Below are 16,472 nucleotides of genomic sequence, written 5' to 3' on the forward strand. Positions count from 1 at the left end.
GACAATGGTGTCTAATTTGACAGCAGTGTCAAAACTGTTTTGACCTTCCGTATAGAATGCCTTTCGCTACTGAGTTTTCGAATGTGGCCCACAACCCAAAATGGGCTTGCTTCATACAGAGAAAGCGAAACCTCGAAGCGAATACAAGTACTTATCTGTCCTGTATCGGTTTTGCGAGCCCGATGGCGCCATCCTCCCAAGCAAAACCGGAGATCCGAAATCGGTGCGGGAAACTCACGAAACATTGATGAAAGCGCGTCCCCCATGGCTTCCAGTCTTGTGCGCAATGCCATTGTTCTTGGCCTTCTTTCCGCCATTGGCCCATTTGCGATCGATATGTATCTGCCCGCTTTGCCCACCATTGCCGCCGACCTGCATGCGGAAACAGGGGCGGTTCAGATGAGCCTTCTGGCCTTTTTCATTGCGCTCGCCATAGCGCAGTTGTTCTGTGGGCCGCTGTCCGACATGGTCGGACGTAAGCTCCCGCTCTATGGCGGCTTGGTGCTGTTCGGTATCGGCAGCATCGGTTCCGCTGTCGCGACCGATATAGATGTGCTCGTGCTTTTCCGTTTTGTGCAGGGGTTGGGTGCTGCTGCGGGCATGGTCATTCCGCGTGCGGTGGTGCGTGACCTTCACACCGGCATCGAGGCGGCGCGTCTCATGTCGCTTCTGATGCTGGTCTTCTCCATTTCGCCGATTCTGGCACCATTGACCGGCTCGGTCATCATCAGCTTCTTCGGCTGGCGGGGTGTCTTCTGGGCTGTTCTGGTTGCGGCGGCTATCGGTATCGTTCTGGTGGCGACCGCACAGAAGGAGACAAGAACCGCAGAAGCACGCCTTGAAAGCAATCTGGGCAGCGCATTGCGCGGCTATGGCCGCCTGCTGAAAGATCGGTACTTTCTCGGCCTGGTTTTTGTCGGCGGTTTCGGGATTGCGTCCTTCTTCGTCTATCTCGCCAATTCGTCCTTCGTGCTTATCGACCATTACGGCCTGACGCCGACGCAGTACGCCATCGCTTTCTCGGCCAATGCCGTATCTTTCTTCGGCGTTTCGCAATTGAACGGCTGGCTGGGATCGCGCTTCGGCCTTCGCCGGGTCATGCGATTTGCGGTTTCCGGATTTGCAGCAGCGATGCTCGCCATGTTCGCCGCCGCCCTCATGGGGCACCAGTCGCTTTGGCTAATCGCCGGTTTCCTGTTCGTGGGATATGGCTTCCTCGGGCTTGTCATCCCGACAACAGCGGTTCTGGCACTTGAGGATCACGGTAAAATTGCAGGGACTGCATCCGCGCTGATGGGAACACTGCATTTCGTGATTGGCGGCACGGCGATTGGCGTAACCGGTTCGTTCTTCGATGGAACGGCTCTGCCGATGGTCGGAGGAATTGCCGGTTGTGCGCTGACGGCCTTCGTGCTGACGCAGATCGTTTTATCGCGCAAGGCGAACGACCTCGATACGGAAGCTGCAGCTGCATAAATGGTATGAAAGGGAAAGTGGAGGCTTCTGTTGCCAGGTGCCTCCGAACCCCGCCTTAAGGGGCTAACCCTAAGGACTTTAGAGTGGGTTTCCCGCACCGCCATTAGGCAGCGAGAGCATAACCCTGAGCTTTGTTGTCATTTGCAACTACTCAATTGACCCGATAACGGTGGTATCATGCCGAGTAAAAGAGCGATCTTTACACCCTTGTCGATCCTGTTTCGCCCCCGCCACAATACAAACCGATAGGCTGATCTGTATTCTGGTGGAGGCGCCGGGTACCGCCCCCGGGTCCAATAGGTTTATTACACCGTCCGTTTATCACCATAGTCGGCTTGCGCCGACATGCCGTATATAGGCGCGGTTGATCGGGATTGGAAGAGGGGGCGCGGTATTTAACGGGTATTGCTGATATTCTCGCGCTTCTCATCCCCTGTTCATTTTTCATTGACAGCCCGCATTTGCTGGTCAATCCTCACAAGATATCGGGGGCGGTAAGCGAGATTTCGACTGAGCCGATTTCCGTGAGCTGAAACGGGGACTGACCCCAATCGAAGGAGAGTGGATATATGAGTGAATATCTCGCGGATGTCCGTCGTTATGATGCCGCTGCCGATGAGGCTGTTGTCGACAAGATCGTCAAGCACCTTGGTATTGCGCTGCGCAATCGCGATTCCTCGCTCGTTTCGGCAACCGACCCGGAAGAAATGAAGCGCGTCCGCACCAATTGGGTCGCCAAGAAACTTGGCGTTGACGATGAAGCCAAGGGCGACGAGGTCGTGGCCCATGTGGCTGAAGTCATGAAGGGCGACCGCAACAAGAATCGCGTCACCTTCTATTACCTGGTTGCCAAGCAGCTCGGAAAACTCGGCAGCCTTTGATCCACAGCGATCTGGTGAATTCAAAGCCCCGGTGCCCGACGCCGGGGTTTTTCTTTATAGTGGGCTCAACCGAATCGGATTCTGGATATCCCCATGCGCACCTATCTCGATCTTTTAAAACATGTGCTCGATAACGGTGTCGACCGTGGCGACCGCACAGGGACGGGCACGCGGTCGGTTTTCGGATATCAGATGCGCTTCAATCTGGAAGAGGGTTTTCCGGTTCTCACCACCAAGAAGCTTCATCTCCGGTCGATCATCCATGAGCTGCTCTGGTTTCTGAAAGGCGACACGAACATCGCCTATCTGAAGGAAAATGGCGTCTCGATCTGGGATGAATGGGCAGACGAGAACGGCGATCTCGGGCCGGTTTATGGTTATCAATGGCGCTCCTGGCCTGCGCCGGACGGTCGTCACATCGATCAGATCGCGAACCTTCTGAAGATGCTGCATGGAAATCCCAATTCGCGGCGCCTGATCGTATCGGCGTGGAACCCGGCGCTGGTCGATGAAATGGCATTGCCGCCATGCCACTGTCTTTTCCAGTTCTATGTCGCTGACGGAAAACTCTCCTGCCAGCTCTATCAGCGCTCGGCTGATATTTTCCTGGGCGTGCCGTTTAACATCGCGTCCTATGCGTTGCTGACGATGATGATCGCGCAGGTTGCAGGTCTGAAACCGGGCGAGTTCGTGCACACGCTGGGTGACGCGCATATTTACGCCAATCATTTCGATCAGGCGCGCCTGCAGCTCACTCGCACGCCAAAGAAACTGCCGACAATGTGGATCAATCCCGAGGTGAAGGATCTTTTTGCCTTCCGGTTCGAGGATTTCCGGCTTGAGGGCTACGAGGCTGATCCGACGATCAAAGCTCCGATTGCGGTTTGAGGGTCCATCATGTCCGCACACAAGCCGATTGTATCGATCATTGTTGCTGCCGCTGAAAATGGCGTCATTGGACGTGATAATGATATGCCGTGGCGGCTGTCGACCGATCTCAAGCGCTTCAAGGCGCTGACGCTCGGCAAGCCTGTCATCATGGGGCGGCGAACATGGGAATCTATTGGCCGGCCCTTGCCGGGACGGCCCAATATCGTGGTGTCGAGGAACAACGAATTTCAGGTTGAAGGTGCGAGCACTGTCGGTTCTCTTGATGAGGCGATAGTGCTTGGACAAAGACAGGCTGCTGACATGGGGGCCGGGGAAGTTTGCATCATAGGTGGCGGAAACATTTATGCGCAGGCTTTTCCGCTCGCGGACAGAATTCATCTGACGCGTGTTCTCGCCAATATTGATGGAGATACACATTTTCCGGAAATCGATCCGCAAGTCTGGCAGGTCGTTTCACAGGAGGACGTGCCCGCTGGACACAAGGACAGCCACCCAACGCGCTATTTCGTGTACGAAAAACGTGCTGTATAAAGCATAGTTCACGAATTTTGTCGTCTTCGCGTTGAAAGCGGACCTCCCGATGCCTATAAAACGGAAACATTAGTTGATGACGGGAGTGGGCAGCTCGCTTTCCCGTCGCCTGGACGAGAGGTGAGAATGCCCTGGAGTAACCAGAATGGTGGCGGCGGCCCGTGGGGCGGCGGCGGCGATAATAACAACAACAATGGTGGCCCATGGGGACAAGGACCGAAAGGTCCTCGTGGCGGCGGCCAGAACACTCCACCTGATCTCGAGGATATTCTGCGCAAGGGCCAAGACCGTCTGAAGCAGGTCTTTCCCGGCGGCGGTGGCAAAGGCGGCAGCAATCGGGGTGTTCTGTTCCTGATCGGTGCGGCCGTTGTCGGCTTCTGGCTTTTCCAGTCGATCTATACCGTGCAGCCGGACGAACTCGCCGTCGAGTTGCGCTTTGGCAAGCCGAAGGAAGAAGTGTCCGAACCGGGCCTGCATTTCCATTGGTGGCCGATCGAAACCTATGAAAAGGCGCAGATCGTCGAGAAGCAGATCAACATTGGCGGACAAGGGAACCGGGGCGCAACGCAGGGCCTGATGCTGACGGGTGACCAGAACATCGTCAATGTTCAGTTCTCGGTTCTTTACCGCGTCTCGGATCCGCAGGCATATCTGTTCAACGTCGATAATCCCGATGCGATGGTGCAGCAGGTTTCTGAAAGCGCGATCCGCGAAATCGTCGGTCGCCGTCCGGCTCAGGATGTTTTCCGCGACAACCGCTCGGCTATCGCGTCAAGCGTTCGCGACATTGTTCAGCAGACGCTCGACGCCTACAAGGCGGGTATCCAGATCAATGCCGTATCGATCGAAGATGCTGCGCCGCCGCGTGAAGTGGCCGATGCTTTCGATGAAGTGCAGCGCGCCGAACAGGACGAAGATCGTTTCGTCGAAGAGTCGAACCAGTATTCGAACCAGAAGCTCGGTCAGGCTCGCGGTGAAGCAGCGCAGCTTCGCGAAGAAGCTGCCGCCTACAAGAACCGCGTCGTTCAGGACGCCGAAGGTGAGGCGCAGCGTTTCAGCTCGGTTCTGGGTGAATACCAGAAGGCGCCTGAAGTCACGCGCAATCGTCTGTTCCTCGAAACCATGGAACAGGTGCTGAAGAGTACCAAGAAAGTTATTGTCGAACCCGGAAAGGATGTCGTGCCTTATCTGCCGCTGAATGAGCTCATGCGCCAGCCACGCCCCGGTGTGAATGCGACTACGACGACCCCGAGCGGAGGTAACCAGTAATGGCCCAGAACAGGCTCCCAATCATTGGCGGTATCATCGCCGTCATCGCTTTCCTGCTCTATTCCGCCACGTTCATCGTATCCGAGCGCCAGCAGGCTATCGTGCTTCGTTTCGGTCAGATCGTTGATGTGAAGACAGAACCGGGTATCTACTTCAAGCTGCCTTTCGGCTTCCTGGACGCTGATACTGTGCAGCTGATCGATGATCGTCTGCTGCGCTTCGATCTGGACGATATTCGCGTCCAGGTTTCGGGCGGCAAGTTCTATGACGTCGATGCGTTCCTCGTCTACCGCATCACCGATGCCCGCAAGTTCCGTGAGACCGTTTCGGGCAGCACGCTCCTTGCCGAGCAGCGTCTGCGCACGCGTCTCGATGCTGCATTGCGCGGCGTTTACGGCCAGCGCGGCTTTGAAGCAGCACTTTCGGAAGAGCGTGGCGACATGATGCGCGAAGTGCGCGACCAGCTGCGTCCTGATGCGACGTCGCTTGGCCTGACCATTGCCGATGTGCGTATCCGTCGTACCGATCTGACGGCGGAAGTCTCGCAGCAGACCTATGATCGCATGAAGGCGGAACGTCTGGCCGAGGCGGAGCGCCTGCGCGCCCGTGGCCGTGAGGCCGCCCAGCGCATCCGCGCCGTGGCCGACCGTCAGGTCGTCGAAACGATCGCCGAAGCGCGAAAGGAATCGGAAATCCTGCGCGGTGAAGGCGATGCCCAGCGCAGCGAAATCTTCGCACGCTCCGCAGGCAAGGACCCTGGCTTCTTCGCCTTCTACCGTTCGATGTCTGCCTATCGTGAGGCGCTTGAGACGCCGGATACAACGCTGGTTCTCTCACCGGACTCGGAGTTCTTCAAGTTCTTCCGGGACGCTGGCGGCAGGCTGGCAACGCCTGCCCAGTAACAACCGGGGCAAACGCTCATGAGCGATTTTTTAGCCGCCGTAGGTCTTCTCTTCGTTCTCGAAGGGCTGCTCTACGGCGGCTTTCCTTCTCTGGCGAAGAAGCTTGCCCGTGAGGCAAGCGAGACGCCGGAAAACATGTTGCGCACTGCCGGGATTGCAGCGCTTGCAATCGGCGTCGGCATTGTCTGGCTTGTCAGGGGATAAGCCGCTTTCCCTCCCTTATTTATTGTCCGCAGTCTATGCGAGGCCGTAAACAGGCCGTATTTTGCAGCGATCAAGCTTTAGTACATCTATCGCTAATTAATCGACTGCAAGCAGACAGGAACGGAGCAGGGCTTCATGGCAATTGCACCAAAGGCGGGATTTGCTCGCACCCTTTTCGCAACCGTGGCATTGGGGGCGATGACAGTCGGTGGCACTCTTTCGATGGGGATGCCTCCGGCAATCGCGGCTCAAGGGCCTGCTTCCGTCGCCGATCTGGCCGAAGGGCTGCTTGATGCGGTCGTGAACATTTCAACTTCCCAGACCGTCAAGGAAGATGGTGAAGGCGACGGCGCGGTTCCGATGCCGCAGGTGCCTGAAGGTTCCCCGTTCCAGGAATATTTCAAGGATTTCTTTGGTGACAAGGGCGGCGCGCAGGGCGACGAATCGCGCAAAGTGCAGTCGTTGGGTTCCGGTTTCGTCATCGATGCCGAAAAGGGCTTCGTCGTCACCAATAATCACGTCATTGCAGATGCGGACGAAATTGAAGTCAATTTCAACGACGGTTCCAAGCTGAAAGCGGAACTGGTTGGAAAAGATATCAAGACTGATCTGGCGATCCTCAAGGTTGACCCAACCAAGCACAAGTTGAAGGCTGTTCAATTCGGCAATTCGGAAAAGGCGCGGATTGGCGACTGGGTGCTCGCGATTGGCAATCCCTTTGGTCTCGGCGGAACGGTGACGGCTGGTATTATCTCCGCCCGCAAGCGCGACATTAATTCGGGTCCCTACGATGATTTCATCCAGACCGACGCGGCAATCAACCGGGGCAATTCCGGTGGTCCGCTGTTCGATATGGACGGCAAGGTGATCGGCATCAACACGGCGATTATCTCGCCATCGGGAGGTTCCATCGGTATTGGCTTTGCCATTCCGGCGGAAATGGCGGTCGGCGTTATCGATCAGCTGAAGGAGTTCGGCGAGGTTCGCCGCGGCTGGCTCGGTGTGCGCATTCAGCCGGTTACCGAGGATATTGCCCAGAGCCTGGGGCTGAAGGAAGCAAAAGGCGCGCTGATCGCCGGATTGATCGAAAACTCCGGCGTCGACAACAAGGCCATTGAAGCGGGCGATGTCGTAATCCGGTATGAAGGCAAGCCAGTCAATACCGCCCGCGATCTGCCGCGACTGGTTGCAGAAACCCCGGTCGGCAAGGAAGTCGAGATCGTCGTGGTTCGCCAAGGCGAGGAAAAGACGGTGAAGGTCAAGCTCGGGCGTCTGGTCGAGGACGACAAGAGCACCGAAGCTGCAACGGAAGATCAGGCTCCGCTTCCTGAAGGTGAGGGCGGTGATGAAGGCGTGGAAACGCCGGATACCCCGAAAAAGGAACAGAAGAGCGAGGCTGGCCCAAGTGTGCTCGGAATGAAACTCAGCGAACTGAATGACGATGTTCGCGGTGAGTTCGGTATTGCCGAAGATGTGGAGGGAGTTGCGGTTCTTTATGTTTCTCCGGGTTCCGCTGCGGGTGAAAAGCGTATCGAAACCGGTGATGTCATTGTCGATATCGGTCAGGTTACGGTGAAGACGCCGGACGATGTGAAAAAGCGCATTGATGCACTGCGCCGCGAAGGGCGCAAGAATGCCCTTCTGATGCTGGCCTCCCGTTCGGGCGAACTGCGTTTTGTAACCGTTCGCATCAATTGATCCCGAGTTTTACGCGCATCGCGGAAACGGCATTGCAGGGAGAGCTGCAATGCCGTTTTGTTTTGCGGCTTGAATCACTTGGCACCGGAACCGCACAAAGAGATTCCGGTAATCTTCATTCGCTGTTCGAAATGGCAAAGCCTTCTGTTTCATCAGTCTCCGGTGTGCTATGGACCGGCGCCATTCGGAGTAGGGTGAATTGGAAATAGTCGATATCGTGGTCATAGGCGCTGGTGCAGCAGGCATGATGTGTGCCATCGAAGCTGCAAAACGCGGGCGTTCCGTGCTGGTCGTTGACCATGCAAAAGCAGCCGGTGAGAAAATCCGCATATCGGGTGGTGGACGCTGCAATTTCACCAATCTTCATGCAAGTCCGAAGAATTATCTCTCGCAGAACCCGCATTTCTGTATCTCGGCCCTAAGCCGCTATACACAGCGCGATTTCATTGCACTGGTTGAGCGCTATCGCATCGCCTATCACGAAAAGACGCTGGGACAACTCTTCTGCGATGGTTCGGCATCGCAGATAATTGAAATGTTGCTGGGGGAAATGAAGCGCCACGGTGCGCGACTTAAGCTTGGCTGTAGCGTCAGCTCGGTCGAAAGAACCGCACATGGTTTTACTCTCCAGCTTGCGGACGGGCCGGTTCGTTGCCGTTCGCTGGTTGTGGCCTGTGGCGGAAAATCCATCCCGAAGATGGGGGCGACAGGCTTTGGTTACGATATCGCACACCAGTTCGGATTGCGGATTGTCGAAACGCGACCGGCACTGGTGCCGCTGACCTTCGAGCCCAACACGCTGGAACGGCTGAAACCGCTCGCCGGTGTTGCCGTCGATGCGGTTGTCGCCTGCGGGAAAACGAAGTTTGCCGAGGCTCTGCTGTTCACGCATCGGGGCATTAGTGGCCCTTCTATCCTGCAGATTTCTTCCTATTGGCGCGAAGGGGATGAAATCCGCATCACGATGCTGCCGGAAACGGACATTTTCGAAGCACTGCGCGAGCAGCGCAAGCAGAACGGCAAGCAGGCGTTGCAGACTGCGCTGGCCATTTATCTTCCAAGAAAACTGGCGCAGACCATTGCCGAGGATATGGGCGCAACAGGCCATCTGGCGGATATGTCCGACAAGATGTTCCGCCGTGTCGAGGCAGCTATAAACGACTGGCGCATCAAGCCTGCCGGTTCCGAGGGTTATCGCACCGCAGAAGTTACGCTCGGAGGGGTCGATACGCGTGAACTCGACTCCAAGACCATGGAAGCCAAATCCGTTCCCGGCCTGTTTTTCATTGGCGAGGTGGTGGATGTTACCGGCTGGCTGGGCGGTTATAACTTCCAGTGGGCCTGGTCTTCCGGCTGGGTTGCCGGTCAAGCCGCCTGAATGCGATAGACCACATGGCGTTTTAAATGCGGAGTTTCATCCGGCACGCGAGGATGATCAAAATCGCTTGCCGGATCACGGGTCATGCCGATGCGCTGCATAACGGCGGTAGACCGCTCGTTATTATGGACGGCGAAGGAAACGACTTCCGGCAAGCCGAGGGTTCTGAAAGCGTAGTTGATCAGCGCTCTGCCCGCTTCGGTTACATAGCCCTTGCCCCAAAAGGGAGTGGCCAGCCGCCAGCCGATTTCTACGGTGCCGTTCGGTAAATGAGGTTCGAGATCGGTACGGGCAAGACCGGCAAAGCCGATGCACTGACCGCTTTCTTTTTCTTCCAGCGCATAGAAGCCGAGACCCGTTTCAGAAATCATCTTCTGGAGGTGGTCGAACAATTCATCCGATTGCGTGCGGTTCCTCCGAAATGGAAAGAAGCGCATGACCTCTTCGTCGGAATTGATGACATAGAACAGGTTGCGGTCGCGATCTTTCCAGTTTCGAATGATGAGGCGTGGCGTTTCCAGAATGATCATTGAACGAAGTCCGTTTTTCGGTAGCCCTGAATATAGAGGAGGGCGGTCAGGTCGCCATGGTCGACCCGCATCCGGGCCTGTGCTGCCACGGCTGGTTTTGCATGAAGTGCAACGCCGGTTCCCGCAAGCTGGATCATGCCGAGATCGTTCGCACCGTCACCCACCGCAATCGCATCGTCCGGTGTAAGGCCCAGACGATCAGCGATTTCCACGAGCTTCTCCACCTTGGCCTCGCGACCGAGAATGGGTTCCGTAACCAGGCCGGTCAGATGCACGCCATCATCGACCAGCCTGTTTGCGCGCTCTTCGTTGAAGCCGATCATTTCGGCAATGCGCTGGGTGAAAGAGGTAAAGCCGCCGGACACAAGCGCCGTGTAAGCGCCGTGTTTGCGCATGGTGCGCACGAGTTCCGGCCCGCCGGGCATCAGCGTGATACGGGTCGAAATGACCTTGTCTATGACGGAGAGCGGCAGGCCTTTCAAGAGGGCTACCCGTTCGCGCAAGGCCGGTTCGAATGCAATTTCGCCATTCATGGCGCGCGCGGTGATCGCTGCCACATGCTCGCGCAGACCGGCTTCTTCCGCCAGTTCGTCGATGCATTCCTGCTGGATCATTGTGGAATCCATGTCGGCAATGAGAATCTTCTTGCGCCGACGCTCCTGTTCCTGCACCACCACATCGATTGGCGCGCCATCCAGCGTATCACGCAGCAGGGCTTCGGCTTCTTCACTGCTGATTCCCGATGGAAGCGGAATGTCGCAGGCGATGTCATCGGCCAGCCAGTATAGCCCGGTTGCATTCACTGCGGCTGAGGCTTTAATCCCAAGCGCTGATGCGAGCGAAGCCTTGACCGGATTGGCAATCAAGGTGGCGACGAGAGAAACCTGTTGGGACATGGAGAGCTATTCCGGCGATGAGTGAGGATGCGGTCACGAATGCAATCCTGATAGCTGGCCCGACGGCCAGCGGCAAGTCGGCACTTGCGGTTCGCATGGCACAGGAAACCGACGGTTTCATCGTAAACACCGATTCCATGCAGGTTTACGATGTACTCGATCTTCTGACTGCCCGGCCGGGCAAGGCTGATCTGGATGCAGCCGAACACCATCTGTATGGACATGTTGCGCCGTCGATCAGCTATTCAACCGGACGATGGCTTGACGATGTAGCCAGCCTGCTATCGCAGCCCCGGATGAAGGGGCGGACTCCGATCTTTGTCGGCGGCACGGGGCTTTATTTCCGGGCACTGCTCGGCGGACTGTCGCAAATGCCGGAGGTGCCAGCCGAAGTTCGCGCCTATTGGCGAGGCCGGATGGAGGCGGATGGGGCGAGTGCCCTTCACCGGATTCTCAGCGAGCGCGATCCAGATATGGCTGCAAGCCTTCAGCCTTCGGATAGCCAGCGGATTGTTCGGGCGCTGGAGGTGTTCGAAGGCACCGGAAAGTCTCTGCTCGCATGGCAGCAGGAAAAGGGGCAGGCGCTGTTGGACGACGACACTGCGCGCAAAATCGTATTGGCACCCGATCGGGCGTGGCTTTCCGAACGCATCGCGAAGCGATTTGCCCTGATGTGGGACAATGGTGCGATTGACGAGGTAAAGGCGTTGCTGGCGCTTGATCTTGACCCTGCTTTGCCTGCCATGAAGGCAATTGGTGTGCGTGAAATCACTGCATTCCTGCAAGGTACGATGTCGCGGGAAGACGCTATTGAACGTTCGGTAATTGCGACCCGGCAATACGCAAAGCGTCAATCGACCTGGTTTCGAAATCAGCTGGATGAACGCTGGTCTGTATATGCAAATTCTAACGATGTTCCCGCTTAATTAACGACAACGAAATAACTCGCTGGCACTCTCTGAAACAGGAGAGGCGGGCGCGGACTATGCGGTTTAACAGATCGGAGCGGGCATTTTTCATTCTGATTGTTTTGATGTTCGGTATCGGGCTGTTGCTTTATCAAGCCCGTGTCGAGATCGGGCAATTGCAGGCACTGTCTCTTGATGCGAATGGCTTTGATCTGGTTTCAAGGCTTGACCAGTTGAACTACGTTACGATTTGGGTGCTGGTTGCGACCCTCGCCTGCGGGCTGTTGCTGATCTATCCTCAAATAAGAAGCGATGCGCTGGATCGCGGCAAGCTGCAGGTCATCACACAGGATCTTTCCGCGCGGTCTCAGACCCTTGAACATGCCGCGTTGACGGACAGCCTGACTGGCATGCAGAACCGGCGTTATTTCGATGAAGCACTAAAGGAGTATCTGGTCCAGTTCGACCGCATACAGCGTCCTGTCGGATTGATGATTATCGATCTCGATCACTTCAAGACCGTGAATGATACTTACGGGCATGACATTGGTGACATCGTGCTGCAGGAGGCGGCGCGGTGTCTTAAGGATTATACCCGGTATCACGACGTTGTAGCCCGGCTTGGCGGCGAAGAATTCGCAGTCCTTGCGCCGAACATGGATGCGGAATTGATGATCAAACTTGCCAATCGAATTCGTAAGGCCATATCGACGCTTGAGATCGACCTTGGCGATGAAAAGCTCCATATTACCGTTAGTATCGGACTTGCGATATGGGATCGGCGCGAGACCTCGAAGGATCTCTATCGTCGCGCAGACAAGATGCTCTATGCAGCAAAGAACATGGGACGCAACCGCGTGTGCGCCTGAAGTTGGGTCTAGCGATCGCGGTCCTTGCGAAAACTGCGCACCAGCTCGCCCATCTTTTCAATGCTTTGCTTCGTGTCGAGGCTGAGGGGAATTGGCGGCTTCAACGACGATGGCCGGTGTACTTCATCATCAATTGATGCATGGTCGCGATGAGTGGTAGAAGCAGGGCTTCCCCACAGATTGTCCTCGTCCGTGAGCCGGTCCGCCGGTTCTGGCTGGGAACTGCTTTCAAAGGCGCGCAGCTTTTCGACGATACGATCAAGCGATATCTTGCCGTCGTTGCGCCAGCTGGAAAGAGCGCTTTCGCTTTTGCTGCGTCCTGGAAGCTGATGGGAGGGGATAGTCTCAAATGTAAGGCGCATCGGTGTGGAGAAGGCTTCACCGAAGGCTATGGCCTCGCGATTGGCGATGGATGACAGGAAACCAGCCATGCTTTGCGCGCCGCTGCGGATCGCACCTCTGATAATTTCCTGATCGCGTTCATTGCCAAGCCGCATTGCGAAAATGGAATTGCACTGGGACAGGATAGTCGCGTCAAGTTCGCCGGGGCGTTGGCTGATGACCCCAAGGTAGGAACCGTATTTTCGGCCTTCCTTCGCAATTCGCGCTATCGCCTGCCGTGTGGGCCAGAAGCCGGCATCGCGGTCGGACGGAATGTAACGGTGGGCTTCCTCACAGATCACCAGCGTCTGCAGGCTGCCCTCGCTTGAAAGAGCGATATCGAATGCCAGTCGGCACAAGACCGACGCCACGGCGTTGACAACCTCGGACGGCAATCCCGCAAGCTGGAATGTGCAGATGGGTTTGCCGTTTTGCGGTATGCGAAAAATACGGCCGATGGCGTGCCGCATTGTCTCAGGTCCGCCAGTCACGGCGAACATGAAACGGAAGCGAGGATCGGCGGGAATCGATTCCAGACGGGCCTTGAGGCTTCGCAGATAGGGTCGTTCCGCCTTGCTGTCGAGAAGTCCCATGCGCTGGTCGATGAGCGCGATCAGATCGGGGAGGCGATAGGCAACGGGTGTATCGGCACTGACGCTCTGCCGATCGGCTAGCTGTCGCCGCAAGGTTTTCGCGGATACGGTCTCCGCGCCTTGCATTTTTTCACGCGCAAGCTGGACCAGATCGCGCAATATGTCGAGTTCCATCGGGTCCGGTGCCCGTCCACGGAAGATCACGTCTGCAAATTCATCAAGCCGCAGCATCCAGAACGGCAGCTCGATATTCGTCTGATCGACAGCTACTGCGAGATCGGGAAATGCACTGGCGAACTCGTTGTGTGGGTCAAGGATGAGTACACGCAGATTGGGCTTTTCGGCGACGATGCGGCGCAGAAGCAGCATGACTGCGCTCGATTTGCCGACGCCCGTCGTGCCAACGATGGCGAAATGCCGGGAAATAAGGTCGTCGACCGAAATATGAGCCGGAACAGTTGCGTCCTGTGTCAATGTGCCGATGGAAACGCTGCTATGCCCGGTCTGAGCATAAATGGCAGCAAGATCGGTGGCCCGGATGCGGTGAGCGACAGCGCCGGGGTGAGGGAACTGTGAAATGCCGCCATTGAACGTGGTTTGTCCGTTCGGCTGTGCGCGGACCTCGCCCAGAAACTCCACATGGACATGGAGCGTGTTGTCACCGCCGCGTATCCATACATCGCCGGGGACGAGCACGTTGCGGATAAGCCCCACGACACGGTTCTCGCCCGCCCGGATGGATATCAGCTGGCCTACAGCCCAATAATCATCGGATGCTGCGGAGGAGGGGCCGGACAGCGCCGAGACAATGGCGCCTTCGCCATCGCACTGGATGACATAGCCTTCCGTGCGGTTGCGCTGAACATATGCGCCTTGTTCCCGCGGTTCGGAATTGTCTCCGATTTCGCTCATGTCGCCCACTCTGCCCCAATTTTCACCAGACGGTTTCGGGTGATGATAGGTTCCTTCCGTTGAAATAAAGTTATCGTTGAGGCGGGTGAATCTTAAGAAAATATCGCAGGGGATGTATTTATGCGTTGACGACGCCAAATCCGGCTATTAGTGTCCGCCACCATGAACACGATTATTATTCTTGTGGTACGGGCGCGCATGGGCAGGATGGTGTAACCATCCGGCGAAAGCTCCCATGCGCGAAAGACAGGCTCCCTCGGGGGCCTTTTTTATTATCCAAATCAGAAATGAAATGCAGACGGGAAGAGAACAATGACTGCAGGTAAACGTGAGGCGGACGCAAACGCCGCAGAAACGCAGGAAGCGAGCAATCCGCGCGAAATGACAGGCGCGGAAATGGTCATACAGGCCCTGATCGATCAGGGCGTAGAGAGCATCTTCGGTTATCCCGGCGGGGCTGTGCTTCCGATCTATGACGAGCTTTTCCAGCAGGACAAGGTTCAGCACGTTCTGGTGCGTCACGAGCAGGGCGCCGGGCATGCGGCGGAAGGCTATGCGCGTTCGACCGGCAAGGTTGGGGTGATGCTTGTCACATCCGGTCCGGGTGCGACCAACGCGGTCACGCCGCTTCAGGACGCCCTGATGGACTCCATTCCCCTGGTTTGCATTTCGGGTCAGGTTCCGACGACCCTGATCGGCTCCGACGCATTTCAGGAATGCGATACGATCGGCATCACGCGCCCCTGCACAAAGCACAATTGGCTCGTAAAGGACGTCAACGATCTGGCGCGCATCCTTCACGAAGCCTTCCATGTCGCATCCACCGGTCGTCCCGGTCCCGTCGTGGTTGACATTCCGAAGGATATCCAGTTCGCCAAGGGCATTTATACGCCGCCGGAAACTGCGCCGCGCACCAGCTACCGTCCGGTTCTCGACGGCAATGCGCAGGCAATTTCGGATGCCGTTCGTCTGCTCGTCAATGCGAAGAAGCCCGTCATCTATTCCGGCGGCGGCGTGATCAATTCCGGCCCGGCAGCTTCCCGTCTGCTGCGCGAGCTGGTCGAGATCGGCAATTTCCCTATCACGTCCACGCTGATGGGACTGGGCGCTTATCCGGCATCGGGTAAGAACTGGCTCGGCATGCTTGGTATGCACGGCACCTACGAAGCCAACATGACCATGCATGACTGTGATGTCATGCTGTGCGTCGGCGCTCGTTTCGACGACCGTATCACCGGGCGACTGAATGCATTTTCGCCCAATTCGAAGAAGATCCACATCGATATCGATCCATCTTCGATCAACAAGAATGTTCGCGTGGACGTGCCGATCATCGGCGACGTTGCCCACGTTCTGGAAGACATCGTTCGTCAGTTCCGTGCTTCTGAAAGGAAGCCGGAAAAGCAGGCAATCGGTGCCTGGTGGGAGCAGATCGATCGCTGGCGCGCCCGCAATTCGCTCGCCTATGCGCCGAACAAGGACGTCATCATGCCGCAATATGCCATTCAGCGGCTTTATGAACTGACCAAGGATCGCAAGACCTACATCACCACGGAAGTTGGGCAGCATCAGATGTGGGCCGCGCAGTTCTATGGTTTTGAGGAACCGAACCGCTGGCTGACCTCGGGCGGTCTCGGCACTATGGGTTATGGTCTGCCGGCGGCGCTCGGCGTGCAGATCGCGCACCCTGATGCGCTGGTTATCGATATTGCGGGCGATGCCTCGATCCAGATGTGCATTCAGGAAATGTCGGCAGCCATCCAGCATAATGCGCCGATCAAAATCTTCATCCTGAACAACCAATATATGGGCATGGTGCGCCAGTGGCAGCAGCTTCTGCACGGCAACCGTCTGTCGCACTCCTATACGGAGGCGATGCCGGATTTCGTGAAGCTGGCCGAAGCCTATGGCGCGCATGGTATCCGCTGCGAAAAGCCGGGTGATCTTGACGCCGCCATTCAGGAAATGATCGATATCGACAAGCCGGTCATCTTCGACTGCCGGGTGGCAAATCTCGCCAACTGCTTCCCGATGATCCCGTCGGGCAAGGCGCATAATGAAATGCTGTTGCCTGATGAAGCAACAGATGAAGCAGTTGCCAATGCCATTGATGCCAAGGGCCGCGCGCTCGTCTGATCCGGAGGAAAGACAAT

Annotated in this window: 15 protein-coding genes and 1 other RNA gene; 12 read left to right on the plus strand and 4 right to left on the minus strand. The window is 56.7% G+C overall.

Annotated features, from left to right (window positions below):
- Positions 1 to 264: 264 nt before the first annotated feature.
- Positions 265 to 1,476 (plus strand): multidrug effflux MFS transporter, encoded by a 1,212-nt coding sequence (locus tag AC0TNJ_RS17500; protein WP_473771844.1) that lies wholly within the window; start codon positions 265 to 267, stop codon positions 1,474 to 1,476.
- A gap of 16 nt (positions 1,477 to 1,492) precedes the next feature.
- Here the strand turns inward: AC0TNJ_RS17500 and ssrA are convergent.
- Positions 1,493 to 1,860, minus strand: a transfer-messenger RNA (tmRNA) gene (ssrA, locus tag AC0TNJ_RS17505).
- A 185-nt stretch (positions 1,861 to 2,045) separates the two neighbouring features.
- Between ssrA and AC0TNJ_RS17510 the strand changes: the two genes are divergently transcribed.
- The 8 genes from AC0TNJ_RS17510 to AC0TNJ_RS17545 all read left to right on the plus strand — a co-directional run bounded on the left by AC0TNJ_RS17510 (position 2,046) and on the right by AC0TNJ_RS17545 (position 9,230).
- Positions 2,046 to 2,357: a DUF2853 family protein gene (locus AC0TNJ_RS17510; protein WP_122000444.1), complete on the plus strand. Its 312-nt coding sequence runs from the start codon at positions 2,046 to 2,048 to the stop codon at positions 2,355 to 2,357.
- A gap of 93 nt (positions 2,358 to 2,450) precedes the next feature.
- The gene (locus AC0TNJ_RS17515) at positions 2,451 to 3,245 is read left to right on the plus strand and encodes a thymidylate synthase (RefSeq protein ID WP_122000445.1); all 795 of its coding nucleotides are present in this window, start codon (positions 2,451 to 2,453) and stop codon (positions 3,243 to 3,245) included.
- A gap of 9 nt (positions 3,246 to 3,254) precedes the next feature.
- A complete protein-coding gene (locus AC0TNJ_RS17520; RefSeq protein WP_473771845.1) occupies positions 3,255 to 3,779 on the plus strand; it encodes a dihydrofolate reductase in 525 nt (174 codons plus the stop codon).
- A 126-nt stretch (positions 3,780 to 3,905) separates the two neighbouring features.
- Positions 3,906 to 5,048: an FtsH protease activity modulator HflK gene (hflK, locus tag AC0TNJ_RS17525; RefSeq protein ID WP_122000447.1), complete on the plus strand. Its 1,143-nt coding sequence runs from the start codon at positions 3,906 to 3,908 to the stop codon at positions 5,046 to 5,048.
- Positions 5,048 to 5,950 carry a protease modulator HflC gene (gene hflC / locus AC0TNJ_RS17530; protein ID WP_122000448.1) on the plus strand — a complete coding sequence of 301 codons (903 nt, stop codon included), beginning with the start codon at positions 5,048 to 5,050 and terminating at the stop codon, positions 5,948 to 5,950. Before hflK ends, hflC begins: the two co-directional genes overlap by 1 nt.
- Before the next feature lie 18 nt (positions 5,951 to 5,968).
- Complete coding sequence (locus AC0TNJ_RS17535; protein ID WP_122000449.1) at positions 5,969 to 6,154, plus strand: DUF2065 domain-containing protein; 186 nt, start codon at positions 5,969 to 5,971, stop codon at positions 6,152 to 6,154.
- 135 nt (positions 6,155 to 6,289) lie between these two features.
- Positions 6,290 to 7,852, plus strand: coding sequence for a Do family serine endopeptidase (locus AC0TNJ_RS17540; RefSeq protein WP_473771846.1), 1,563 nt, complete (start codon positions 6,290 to 6,292; stop codon positions 7,850 to 7,852).
- 199 nt (positions 7,853 to 8,051) lie between these two features.
- Positions 8,052 to 9,230 carry a BaiN/RdsA family NAD(P)/FAD-dependent oxidoreductase gene (locus tag AC0TNJ_RS17545; protein ID WP_473771847.1) on the plus strand — a complete coding sequence of 393 codons (1,179 nt, stop codon included), beginning with the start codon at positions 8,052 to 8,054 and terminating at the stop codon, positions 9,228 to 9,230.
- Here the strand turns inward: AC0TNJ_RS17545 and AC0TNJ_RS17550 are convergent.
- On the minus strand, positions 9,218 to 9,760 hold the full coding sequence (locus AC0TNJ_RS17550) for a GNAT family N-acetyltransferase (RefSeq protein ID WP_473771848.1): 543 nt from the start codon (positions 9,758 to 9,760) through the stop codon (positions 9,218 to 9,220). The genes AC0TNJ_RS17545 and AC0TNJ_RS17550 overlap by 13 nt on opposite strands.
- Entirely contained in the window at positions 9,757 to 10,656 is a 900-nt protein-coding gene (gene serB, locus AC0TNJ_RS17555; protein WP_473771849.1) for a phosphoserine phosphatase SerB, read from the minus strand. Before serB ends, AC0TNJ_RS17550 begins: the two co-directional genes overlap by 4 nt.
- A gap of 17 nt (positions 10,657 to 10,673) precedes the next feature.
- Here serB and miaA point away from each other — a divergent pair, with 17 nt between their 5' ends.
- Both miaA and AC0TNJ_RS17565 read left to right on the plus strand, forming a co-directional pair.
- Complete coding sequence (miaA, locus tag AC0TNJ_RS17560; protein ID WP_473771850.1) at positions 10,674 to 11,582, plus strand: tRNA (adenosine(37)-N6)-dimethylallyltransferase MiaA; 909 nt, start codon at positions 10,674 to 10,676, stop codon at positions 11,580 to 11,582.
- A 59-nt stretch (positions 11,583 to 11,641) separates the two neighbouring features.
- Positions 11,642 to 12,433, plus strand: a complete 792-nt coding sequence (locus tag AC0TNJ_RS17565; protein ID WP_473771851.1) for a GGDEF domain-containing protein — start codon at positions 11,642 to 11,644, stop codon at positions 12,431 to 12,433.
- Between the two features lie 8 nt (positions 12,434 to 12,441).
- Here AC0TNJ_RS17565 and AC0TNJ_RS17570 read toward each other — a convergent pair whose 3' ends face one another.
- Positions 12,442 to 14,319: an ATP-binding protein gene (locus AC0TNJ_RS17570; RefSeq protein ID WP_473771852.1), complete on the minus strand. Its 1,878-nt coding sequence runs from the start codon at positions 14,317 to 14,319 to the stop codon at positions 12,442 to 12,444.
- 312 nt (positions 14,320 to 14,631) lie between these two features.
- On the opposite strand from AC0TNJ_RS17570, the gene AC0TNJ_RS17575 reads away from it, so the two are divergent.
- Complete coding sequence (locus tag AC0TNJ_RS17575; RefSeq protein WP_122000457.1) at positions 14,632 to 16,455, plus strand: acetolactate synthase 3 large subunit; 1,824 nt, start codon at positions 14,632 to 14,634, stop codon at positions 16,453 to 16,455.
- Positions 16,456 to 16,472: the final 17 nt, after the last annotated feature.

The sequence above is a fragment of the Ochrobactrum sp. PL_is483 genome (assembly GCF_055816855.1).